The organism is Nostoc sp. (genome assembly GCF_036917515.1).
Taxonomy (GTDB): domain Bacteria; phylum Cyanobacteriota; class Cyanobacteriia; order Cyanobacteriales; family Nostocaceae; genus Nostoc.
In genome coordinates this window covers 1-11,431 of the sequence record NZ_JBALDE010000144.1, presented here as the reverse complement: position 1 = coordinate 11,431, position 11,431 = coordinate 1, and the positions used below count along the sequence as shown (strand labels likewise).

The window sequence follows — 11,431 nt, the reverse complement described above, 5'->3', positions numbered from 1 at the left end:
TACAAATGCTCTGAATGCGGTAACTAAAAAAGACATTATTGGATGGTTCACCCACTGCTGTTACTATATTGCACCCAACTGAGAACCGCTATAATGACACCGCTTTGTATGCCACCTTGAATGTTTTGAGTGACCCGTTCAGTATGAACATGGTCTGTCATATCCCGAAGGAATCGAGCAATGTCAAGCTGTATCTGATTGGCACACTCTAGAAGATAGCTGTCGTCAAGTGCGGATTGATTTGCAAATAAGAGATTGTGCATCTGCCAAAATTTATTTTGTGCAGCGGCTGCTTCTGCTGCTTCTGCTGCCTTTTGTGCTTGGGGATGAAGATGTATGCGCGGGAAATGGCGGAATACAAAGCACAATTGGATTTGTTGCTGAATCTCTTGAATCATCTTGTGAACCTCACTACAGGAAAGACATTGATAGTCACCGTATTCCACTAAAACGACTGATGCATCGATTGTTCCTTGGGTATGGTCATGTTCTGAAATTGGCATGAGCAGCCTGTCGCGATCGCTTGTCTGACTCATTGTTGTTTTATACGGTCTGTGGAAGCATCTTGGCGATGAAAATGCGGGAAAAACAGTAAGAAATTGAATATCGTTTCTTGATTCTGAGAATATAGAAATTGCTGCTACTTGTCGCATCCCCCACGGTAAGTTTTTAGGCTAACAATAGGGGTAGCAAATAACTTACTCTTAAAGATAGAAACAACCTATCCTTAAGAGCAGGTATCTGAGAAAATTGCAGGAAAGTGCGGTCAATGATTTGTAATAATAAAAATCATTACAAATCAATATAAATCTATAGATAGTCTTTTTGCTAAAGCAGACAAATTTAAGGTGTTCAAGATACTAGACTTAATTGGACGCTTTTCATCCCAAAAAATTAGAGAAGAGTAGAACTCTCTTGCTGGTGTAGAAGTCAAAAGTGCAAATATTTGGCTAGCAACTTGTTCGTCATCAAAACTTAGAAAATAGACAGTATCATCAAAGACAATAGCTTTACCATCCATTTTTCCAACCAGCCTAAAATCTAGTTTTTTATAAAGTCCACAAATTGCAATCTTCCAGGGAGCGAATGTGTATGAGCCAACTCCAAATATAGAAAAACGAAAACTATTTTTATAAATTTTGCTTTTTCTACTATCTAAATATTCTGAATGAGTCTCTAAATATTCCCAAGTTTTAGGAGCTAAGTCTCTGATATACTCAGTTGTTTCACCAATACATCTTTGAGTAACTAAAACATATCGATTAAGGCTTTTTATCCGATTCTGAGCGGCATCAGAACCCTTAGCCAAAGGAAACAGATAAGTCTCCTCAAGATCGACAACTTCTCCTAGTCCATTGGTAAAAATATTATTAACTTTAGAAAGTTCCATGACAACAGAAGAATCATGCTTAATACCAGATCGCCATTTTAATCCCATCTTTGGATTATGTAAATCTTGTAACTTATCGAAAGATATTAAATCTCTAATTTGAGTGTTGTTACGATAACCTATTCGATAATAATTATTAGAATTAAGATTATTAAATACATCACAAAAATAGTTTCGTGACTTTAAGTCAAATTTGCAAAATAGAAGACAAGCATCAACAGTTGCATTAAAATATTTTTTGGTATCTATTTTGTAAGTTGCACAGTAAGCAAGATTTAAACTTTGGGAATGAATGTAATTCAATAATTTTCTTGAAACAGAAGTTTTGCATAGCATTGCCAAATAAGCTTCATGCTTTTGTAACCACTGAATTGAATGAATTAACATCCATTCAGAAATATCAAAATTGCTCTTGCCTGTGATTGCCTCTAACCCTTTGTAATTCTGAAAATTGTTTTTTTTGGGGAAATTTTCGCCACCTATTAAACCTTGTTGAGAGTTAGTAACCCAAGGGAAGTTTCCTAGTATCAAGATTTTTCCACTATACTTATCATTTAATGATGACCAATCAAACTCAAAAAAATTTCCTTGCTGAACTTGGATTCTTTGATCGTTTAAAAGCTGATTGTTTTTGCTAATCTCTTGTATATAGTCTTGATTTATTTCCAATCCAATGATTTGACTTGCCGATGGAAACAAATTTGCGGCAGCTTGAATAAAGTTGCCAATACCACAGGTTGGCTCAACAATCACATCAGGAATTACATCAAGCTCTAGTAGTTTATGGCAAATTTTTTCAGCTAACTCTGATGGAGTTTGAAAGTCTCCGTACTCCGCTTTCAGCTTTGCAGGAATTTGAATCATAAGATTGCCCTATAAACAGCAACTACACCTGCTTCTTGTCCAGCACGCTCAATGACTCTTCCATATTGAAGCCGCCATTGCAAAGCATTGGAAATTGTTAAAAATCCTTGGATTGGAGGATTCGCAAATATTTCATCCGCAATGTTTGCTGCTTCAAAGCATAGGGTTTCTACCGTCAAGATTGGCATGGGCAGTTCAATTCTTAAAGTGTAATAATACCGCGCTTGAGCGCAACAATCATCGCTTGAGTCCGATCGCTCACTCCTAATTTGCTCAAAATATTTTTCACATGAAATTTGACCGTTCCCTCAGCGATCACCAAGGCAGTACTAATCTCTAAATTACTCTTGCCTGTTGCCATTAGGCGCAGCACTTCCAACTCGCGATCGCTCAGTTTTGGACTCCGCATCCGCTCTGCTAGTTTTGCTCCTACGGCAGGGGGGATATACTGTTGTCCATTGTGAACTGCCCGAATCGCTGTCAGTAGTTCGTCTGGTTCTGCATCTTTTAAGACATAGCCTTTTGCGCCGGCTCGCAGTCCCCGATAGATGTCTTCGTCACCGTCGTAGGTTGTCAGGACAATAATCCGAGCATCGGCAAACTCAGCACAGATGGTAGCGATCGCGTCAACGCCACTCAGTTCAGGCATCCGCAAATCCATCAATGTAACATCGGGTTGATGTTGGCGGAACAATTCTACTGCTTCGTACCCGTTGCAGGCTTGCCCAACTACGGTCATATCCGGTTTATAATCGAGTACGGCTGTTAAACCCTCTCGCATAAATGGATGGTCATCGCCAATCAAGATACGGATCGTAGAGGAGTCAGATGTAGCGGTTAAGCGGTGCGTCATGGCGTTTGTACTCTCACTACAATTTCTGTACCTTGTCCAAGGTGACTCACAATCGTCAATTCTGCTCCAATGCGTTGGGCGCGTTCGGTCATTCCGAGTAACCCAAAGCCCCGACTGATAGACAGACTGCTGCTTTCAAACCCTTGGCCGTTGTCTTCGATCTGCAAGACGAACTGCGATCGCTCATACCGCAACTCAACGCAGATTTCGCTCGCATTTGCATACTTAAAAGCATTGGTTAACGCCTCTTGCCCGATGCGAAGCAGATTCACTTCGACTTCATTCGGTAAAGCATAGAGTTCGCCGATCATGGTACAAACTACCCGAACGGGTGTAAGGTAAAACATCTGAGTCATGAATCGTTCAAGAGCGCTATACAAATCCCCTTCTTCTAATATCTGCGGGCGGAGTGCTTCTACCGAGCGGCGAGCATCGGCAAGCCCAGAACGCGCCAAAACGCGCCCTGTTTTCAGGTGTGACTGGGCGGCATCTGGATCGAGCTTGAGGCGCTGGGAGGCAGCATCTAAGTGAACAATGATACTAGTAAAAGCTTGGGCTAGTGTATCATGTATTTCTCGCGCCATACGGTTGCGTTCTTCCAAAATTAATGCGTCTTCTGCGCGTTTGCGTTCACGCAGTGCAGCGTTTCGCTGTTCGCTGATATCTGTAATCAGACCATAGTATCCTCTCACCTGAGCATTGAGATCGAAATCGGGGATGGAGGTGACAGCAACATACTTTTTGCCCAACGGCAAAGGGACTTCTGCCTCATAGGTTATAATCTGTCCTGCTAGCGCTCGATTGATGTACGGTTCAATAATTTGATAAGCTGCCTCACTCATGACTTCACGAACCTGCTTACCCAGAATTTCATCTCGACTACAGCCATACCATTCCTCATAAGTTCGGTTGGCAAATCGATAGCGCCGATCTGTATCTACATAACAGATACAAGCGGGGAGAGCGTCGGTAATCAGTCGTAACTCCTGTTCTCGTGCGCGCAGTTCTGCTTCGTTTTTCTGTAAAGCTGCTGTTCGTTCTGCTACCTGTTGTTCTAAGGTGCGATTATAATCGGCTAGCAATTGCTCTGCTTGTTTGCGTTCGGTGATGTCTTGAAAAGCTGAGATCGCATAAATCACATTGCCCTGTTCGTCGAATACTGGAGTTCCCCACCCTTCAACTGGAATGATTGCATTGTTTTGGCGAATTTCTAAATCGTCAATTCTCGTGCGTTCGCCACTCAACGCCCGCATCACTGGCAAGTTCTCAATCGGATATGGTTGCTCTGTTCTTGCTAGATAAAGTTGATAAATTTCTGCAAGTTGCTCTGGTGTCGCACCAGGAATAATCCCTTTGCCCAATAGCTGAATTGCCTGTTGATTGGCGTAGCAAGGGCGACCCAGCGCATCCACCACTCCAATTCCTACTGGCACAGCTTCTAGAAATTGAGCCATCTGACTTTCGCTCTTCCGTAGCTTTGAGTAGAGTTTGGCATTTTCGATTGCAATAGCTGCTTGGGTCGATAACAGATGCAAAACCTGCGTTCGCGTAGCGTCTCCGAAGGAGACTCGCTCTGGTGTAAACGCTCCAGTTGCTAATTGATTTTCTAGATACAATACGCCCACGAGCTTACCTTGGTTCAGCAGTGGCAAACAGAAAATCGATTGAGTTTGGTTGTGTTGAATGTATGGCTCATTGACAAAATTACCTTCACAAGTGGCATCATTTAAGATCACAGATTCATGAGTCCGAATCACATAATTAATAATTGATTCAGGCAATCGATTTGCTGGTGGGATGGATTGCAGTACTTGTGTAGCACAGACATTCTCACCATCATTGAGTTCGCAAGCAGCCTCAATTGCCCATTCTCCTAAGTTTTCCAAAATCAGAAATCCTGTTTGTGCGCCAGCATTCTCAATTAAGATTTTCATCAAAGAACTGAGCAATTGATCCAGTTCCATTTCACTAGAAATCGCTTGGGATGCTTTTAGTACCGCGGCTAAATCAAAAGTGATGTCTGAGTTATTAGAGGTGGTTCCAGAAGTTATGTGGATTGGCGTATAAGCCATACCCAATGGCTGAGGAAATACTTGCGGATAGCGAGTCTCTAAATCTTTGACCTTTGCAACTGCTCCCCAACGTTCATAGCAGTAGTGAGCTTCTTTCATGTAGGTTTGGGCAAACTTTTTTCTACCTCGCACCAAATAATGTTTTGCAGCCAATTCATAAGCTAACGCTTCTTCTTGGATATATCCATTTTCACTGGCTCCTTGAATGGCTTGTTCATAGAATTCTTCGGCCTCAAGCAACTGACCTGAAACTCGTGCAATCTCTGCTTGCACCAAATGATATTTATGTAAATAATTCATGGGTGCATAACGTGCCCAGTCTTTTATTGTTTCCTGGTTAACCGCAACTTTTTTGAGGATTTCCTCTTGCACTTGATTATTGCTTCCAGGGTATACTGCAAGCCTTGCCAGAGAGTCATAGAGATAGTACAAAGGAACAGAGGGTGTCGCTCTTACTTGGAGTAAATAACTTTCTGCTCTAGCTGAGTTTTCAACTGCCTGATCATACTTAGAAAATAAATAGCATACGAGAAGTTTGTTGAAATACACTAGAAAGATTGCAAATCCATCTTGTTCGTCTTGTGTAAGTGTATTCTTCTCATTATTGGATTCGCCAATTAGACTGGTTGAATTGACCGGACATTCCCTCAAATTTAAGATAGACTGCTGAAATATTTCAGCCCAATTGAGTACTGCTTCCTGTTTAAATTGACGGATTGCTTCACTGAATGTCCTCATCTCCCGTTCAACCTCCAAGAGTTCCTTTCCAACGACAAAGGATTGGAGGCAGTAAGTGTGAGCGCAATAGGCAGCAAACTCAAAATCTCCAGTTTCTAGTCCACTTTGATAAGCTTCTAGTAATGGCTGCAATATTTTTCTAACATGTTCTTTGCGATGGATGATGAAGATATTTACAAACATCAATGTCCTGGCTCTGAGGGAATGGGTATTCGGCTGTGACAACTGCCTTAAAGCGAGCTGTCCAAACTGATAGCCAGACTCGATGTTTCCCACCATTCCACAAAGAATTAATCCACACAAGGCATAGGCAAAGGGAGAAGCAAACGCATTACCATACTGGATGGACAAGTTGACCTGTTTAGATGCAAGTAGAGGCATCAAATCAGGAGCCACAATATAGGCAGCAACCGTGATACTTGATAAAATCCGCATCGCCGCCAACTTGTCTGGCTCTGTCATTTGGGGCAAATGGCTCAAGTCCTCAATCGGCTTTGAGCCGATGAGTGATGCGATCGCATCTAGTTCGAGGCGAATATCTGACTGACTAGGCATTTTGGGAAAAGTGATTCCCAATTGCTGCAAAATTTGCAATGCAGTATCAATAGCTGCAAATAGCTGGCTCTGGGCGATATAGGTTTGAATTTTGACTTCGTAAACTTTTACAGTATCGAGAATTGTTTGAGCTTCTTGTAAAACGATCGCCACCCAATATTCTACCTGCTCAAAATCGCCACACAGGAATGCAACTTCTGTAGTTTCTGAATATAACTCTAAGATCAAATCGTAGTTTGTTTGCCAGCTTGAATCTGCTAGCCAAACTTTTGCTGTGACTAAATATTTTTTCGCCACATTATGGGCGATCGCTGCTTTTGCTTTTTGACCTGCGATTAAATTTAATCGCGCAATTTCATTGCGTTCGGATTGCTCGGTAATCAGCTCAATTCCATGATTGAGATGATCGACAATTTCAAATATTCGTTCTGATAGTTGCTCTGGCAAGGTTTTTTCGAGGAGATTACGCCCAATTTGTAAATGAACAACTTGTTTATGCGCCTCATCAATTAAGGCGTATGCTGCTTGCTGTACGCGATCGTGCAGAAACTTATGCTCTTTAATTAACAAGTTTTTGTCTAATTCAGATCGGGGTTGAATTAATCCATTTTGTATGGCTGCAAGTAAATCTAAAAAAACTAATTGAGGTGATTGCTTGCAAACAATCGATAAAATATCTAAATTAAATTCAGCCCCAATACAAGCCGATAATCGGAGAATTTGCTGTGTGGACTCTGGTAGTTTCTTCAACTTTACTAGCATTAATTCCACAACATTATCGGTAATATTTTGGACTTGGATTCGAGCAATGTTCCATTGCCAACTTAAGTCGTCTGTATCAAAGGTCAACAAATTTTCACTATACAGCATTCTCAAAAATTCATTGACAAAAAAAGGATTGCCTTCAGTTTTACACAGCACTAACTCAGCCAAGGAATGAACAGTGTCAAGATTGTGATGTAGTGTCTCGGCAATCAACTGATTCAACGGTTCCAGCGTTAAGGGTGTCAGGATAATTTCTTGAAAAACTACTCCTTTTTTTCGCAGTCTTTCTAGCATTAATGCCAATGGATGCGTTGAATTTACTTCATTATCTCGATATGCCCCAATTAAAAATAGAGATTGGATTTGCTCATCTAGCAGCATCAACTCGATTAACTTCAGCGTTGCTGAGTCTATCCACTGCAAATCATCTAGAAAAATTACTAGGGGGTGTTCCTTGGAACAAAACACCCGCACAAACGATTGAAAAATTCGATTGAAGCGATTTTGAGCTTCAGTTGTGCCAACTTCTGGTGCAGGTGGCTGCTTGCCAATAATTAACTCAACTTCTGGGATGACATCAATAATAATTTGTCCGTTGTTTCCTAAAGCTGCAAGCAGACGCGATCGCCATTGCTGCACTTCCTCGTCTGACTCACCGAGTAGTTGCTGTACTAATTTTTGCAGAGCATCTGCGATCGCACTGTAGGGAATATTGCGCTGAAATTGATCGAACTTCCCAGATATAAAATAGCCCCGCTTTTGGGTGATTGGTTTATAAATTTCCTGCACTAACGCTGATTTCCCAATTCCAGCATAGCCAGATACCAACATCATTTCGACTGGGAATGTTGAGTTGCTATTTTGTTCCTGTTCTGAAATATTTTCTGCATGGTTTGGTGAAGCAGCAACGCGCTCAAAAGTCGCTATTAACATTGCAACTTCTTTGTCTCTTCCATAGAGTTTTTGAGGAATTTGAAACCGATCTCGAATGTCTTGCAGACCCAGTTGAATATTATCAATTTTACCAATTTCTGTTAAGTGCTCGGCACAAATTTCTAAATCCGCTTTGATTCCCCAAGCACTTTGATAGCGATCCTCAGCATTTTTTGCCATCAGTTTCATAATTATATTTGAAACTGCTTTGGAAATTGTTGCATTCAATTCATGAGGTGGAGGTGGCTGTTTAGCAATATGACAATGGACTAGTTCATGGATGTCCGTTGTGGAAAACGGCAGTTGTCCGGTTAGCAGTTCGTAAAAGGTCACACCCAGCGAATAGAAATCAGTGTGATAATCAAGCAAACGATTCATTCTCCCGGTTTGTTCTGGAGACAGGTAGGGGAGGGTTCCTTCTAAAGCATAGTGGCTTTTGAAAGTTGGATTTGTGCGGTTAAAGCGGGTGGCAATCCCAAAGTCAATGATTTTTACAACACCAGTATGTGGATTGAGGACAATGTTGCCGGGGTTGATGTCCTTATGAATCACATTGGCTGCATGGATTCTGCCCAAAATGTCTGTGAGGTCAATGGCAAGCTGGAGGAAAGTAGATAAGGGCATGGGCGAGAAAGTCTCTGGACACTTGTGCATCCATTGCTCTAAAGACTCTCCACCAAAGTCTTCTAATAAAATTACAAGCGTGCGTTGATATTCCTGCTGGCTGTATGCCTCGATGACTCCTTGCAGGTTGAGGGAGCGGGTAATTTCATATTCTTGTTTATAGCGAGTCAGTTCTTGGGTAGAGGGATAATCTTGCTTGAGCATCTTGACGATGAGCGATCGATTATCTTGCACTCTGATCCCTCGATATACCAGAGATGCCGAACTCTCATAGATTTTGCTTTGGATGGCAACTCCAGGTAGGGCAATCATTGTGATCTCTTTCGATGATTATCATGAGCTGCATCGCCAATTATACAGTTTGCGATTTATTTTAATGATAATGATCAAAATTTGTATACTTGTAGGGCGTGTCATCAATTAGGTAAACTAAAATCAGTGATGCTTGAGATAAGCCAAATAGAGTTCTATTGACTCGACGTTATGCGCTACGAGATGACCAGTGGGAGAAAATCAAAGACTTACTACCTAGACGAAGAGGGTATGTGGGGGTGACAGCCAGAGATAATAGGTTGTTTGTAGAAGCAGTGCTGTACCGTTATCGGGCAGGGATACTCTGGAGAGACCGGCTGATTCAGCACAGGGTAAAACCGTAGTGATTCCCCCCAAGCGTAACCGTAATAACCCTCGTGACTACGACCAAGATTTGTACAAAGCCCGTCACCTGATTGAAAACTTCTTTGCAAAACTCAAGCAGTATCGAGGGATTGCAACACGCTACCAACTTTCTGGGTGCAATTTATCTAGCTGCTTCTGTTATTTGGCTCAATTGATAACACGCTCTAGGTGGGTTATCATAATTTTTATTAGGGAGGGTTGAAACAGAGTGCTACGTTGAGATTATCGCTATAGTCTCTGTAAAAAAATGACATTAATCTGTCACTGGCATTTAAACGATATCAATTTGTCCCAACGACAGTTAATTAGTCCGAACGACATTAATCTACCACCGACGACAAATAATTAGTCACTGTACAACAAATGGACGTAACTGGATTCGAACCAGTGACCTCTACGATGTCAACGTAGCGCTCTAACCAACTGAGCTATACGTCCTTAACCTTTTTGCCTGTCCCAAGTATACCATCTGAGAGCGATTTGGGACAATGCCAGAGATTAAACCAATCAATTCATAGTGGCTCCATACAGCTTAAGTTTAGCTTTGGGGATAAAAAGCATATTTTCAACCTTATACCCGTGGGCAATATCGCTATAAAAGGGATATGGCTACAGTACAGGCGATCGCTACTAAAATCCAAAATCACTCCTAGAGCGTGTTTTTAAACTCGTTGTATTCTAGAAAAATAGGCGATCATTACGTTGTGATGATGAACTGAGGAGACTTGAATCAGGAACAGTGGGAGCGGTTAAAACCGTTACTAACAGCAGAAAGACTGGCGTTGCATAATTAAAGGATGAACTGTCCTCATTGTGCATTCACTCATATTCGTAAGAACGGGCATTGACGTGGTAAACAAAATTACAATTGTGTCTCATGCGCTCGCCAATTTGTAGAAAAAAATACAGTATTTTACGATGCCTGCGGCGGGCTACGCCTATGCACCTGTAAAATCTGGGATCAAAATCTCTATTGCGCATTATTTACAAATCAGTCGTTTATAGCAGCAAGTTTATCAAGAAGCTGTATGGCATCTTTGTTTACTTATAGGTGTTCGTTATTTACTGAACACCTGAAGAATTTAGTTAAGCTTCAGCAATATCTTTGTTAAGCCATCACCTAGCTTTTCAATAGATTGCTGCTGTTTCGGATCTTTTAACGTGCCATCAGCATTAAAGGCTTCATAAGCTTTGGGTACGGCTACCTGATCGGGAAGTACCAAAACTTTGATGTTTCCCAAGATAGACCGCAGGTGAACCAACCCCCGCAAACCACCAAGAGCGCCTGGGGAAGCGCTCATAATACTAGCAACCTTACCTGCAAAAGCAGTCAAAGCCAACGGTGCTTCATTTGGAGATGGACGGGATGCCCAGTCGATGGCGTTCTTCAAAACTGCTGTGAGGGAACTGTTATATTCCGGCGAAGCAATCAGCAATCCTTGATGAGAAATCATCAAGTCCTTAAAAGTGCGCGCGTTGGCAGGTAGTCCTTCTTGAGCTTCCAAGTTTTCATCATACAGAGGTAAAGGCAAATCGCGGAGGTCTATGTAAGTCACTTCTGCGCCTGCTGCCTTCGCGCCAGCCGCCGCGATTTTTACCAATTTTTTGTTGTAAGAATCAATCCGGGTGCTACCGGCAAAGGCGAGGATTTTAGGTGTAGATGCCATAATTCTAGGTTGAATAAGAAGGATTAACCTGTTCAGCTGCATTATCCTGTTTTCAGGCGATCGCTATTTGCTACCTTTAGATTTTCTTTACAAACTTTCTCACCGTGTTTTTTCAGGTTTTAATTCTAGACCAATAGCCAGTTAACCATTTCGAGATTATCTGTCGCCATCTTTGAACAACGGCTTTATCCGAGTGTAGAAGTCGGGTAGGGCGGGGGCATTGCTGCCCCTTTCCCCCCTAGAAACCGGACGTACAAGTTTCCAAGTATCCGGCTTGAGCAATCTACAAGGC

General features: G+C 41.9%; 5 protein-coding genes, 1 tRNA gene and 3 pseudogenes. 2 read left to right on the top strand and 7 right to left on the bottom strand.

Going from position 1 to position 11,431, the window contains the following annotated elements; all coding sequences use genetic code 11:
- Positions 1–47 precede the first annotated feature (47 nt).
- The 5 genes and pseudogenes from V7K89_RS18775 to V7K89_RS18755 all read right to left on the bottom strand — a co-directional run bounded on the left by V7K89_RS18775 (position 48) and on the right by V7K89_RS18755 (position 9,106).
- Entirely contained in the window at positions 48–536 is a 489-nt protein-coding gene (locus V7K89_RS18775) for a DsbA family protein (protein WP_335189683.1), read from the bottom strand.
- A 263-nt stretch (positions 537–799) separates the two neighbouring features.
- On the bottom strand, positions 800–2,254 hold the full coding sequence (locus tag V7K89_RS18770) for a class I SAM-dependent methyltransferase (protein ID WP_335189681.1): 1,455 nt from the start codon (positions 2,252–2,254) through the stop codon (positions 800–802).
- Positions 2,251–2,409: pseudogene (locus tag V7K89_RS18765) on the bottom strand (restriction endonuclease); the annotation flags it as partial. The gene V7K89_RS18770 and the pseudogene V7K89_RS18765, both read right to left, overlap by 4 nt.
- Positions 2,410–2,456: 47 nt before the next feature.
- On the bottom strand, positions 2,457–3,107 hold the full coding sequence (locus V7K89_RS18760) for a response regulator transcription factor (protein ID WP_335189679.1): 651 nt from the start codon (positions 3,105–3,107) through the stop codon (positions 2,457–2,459).
- Positions 3,104–9,106 carry an AAA family ATPase gene (locus V7K89_RS18755; RefSeq protein WP_335189677.1) on the bottom strand — a complete coding sequence of 2,001 codons (6,003 nt, stop codon included), beginning with the start codon at positions 9,104–9,106 and terminating at the stop codon, positions 3,104–3,106. The genes V7K89_RS18760 and V7K89_RS18755 overlap by 4 nt, the downstream gene beginning before the upstream one ends.
- A 158-nt stretch (positions 9,107–9,264) precedes the next feature.
- Between V7K89_RS18755 and V7K89_RS18750 the strand changes: the two are divergent.
- A pseudogene (locus V7K89_RS18750) lies at positions 9,265–9,420 on the top strand (transposase); the annotation flags it as partial.
- Between the two features lie 14 nt (positions 9,421–9,434).
- Positions 9,435–9,627 (top strand): annotated as a pseudogene (locus V7K89_RS18745) (IS5/IS1182 family transposase); the annotation flags it as partial.
- A gap of 209 nt (positions 9,628–9,836) precedes the next feature.
- On the opposite strand, the gene V7K89_RS18740 reads toward V7K89_RS18745, so the two are convergent.
- Positions 9,837–9,910: transfer RNA gene (locus V7K89_RS18740), tRNA-Val, on the bottom strand.
- A 644-nt stretch (positions 9,911–10,554) separates the two neighbouring features.
- Positions 10,555–11,139: an NADPH-dependent FMN reductase gene (locus V7K89_RS18735; protein ID WP_335189673.1), complete on the bottom strand. Its 585-nt coding sequence runs from the start codon at positions 11,137–11,139 to the stop codon at positions 10,555–10,557.
- Positions 11,140–11,431: the final 292 nt, after the last annotated feature.

What these genes read in the sequence shown, in the direction of transcription:
- V7K89_RS18775 (WP_335189683.1), bottom strand. Translation starts at nt 536, where the DNA reads ATGAGTCAGACAAGCGATCGCGACAGGCTGCTCATGCCAATTTCAGAA.
- V7K89_RS18770 (WP_335189681.1), bottom strand. Translation starts at nt 2,254, where the DNA reads ATGATTCAAATTCCTGCAAAGCTGAAAGCGGAGTACGGAGACTTTCAA.
- V7K89_RS18760 (WP_335189679.1), bottom strand. Translation starts at nt 3,107, where the DNA reads ATGACGCACCGCTTAACCGCTACATCTGACTCCTCTACGATCCGTATC.
- V7K89_RS18755 (WP_335189677.1), bottom strand. Translation starts at nt 9,106, where the DNA reads ATGATTGCCCTACCTGGAGTTGCCATCCAAAGCAAAATCTATGAGAGT.
- V7K89_RS18735 (WP_335189673.1), bottom strand. Translation starts at nt 11,139, where the DNA reads ATGGCATCTACACCTAAAATCCTCGCCTTTGCCGGTAGCACCCGGATT.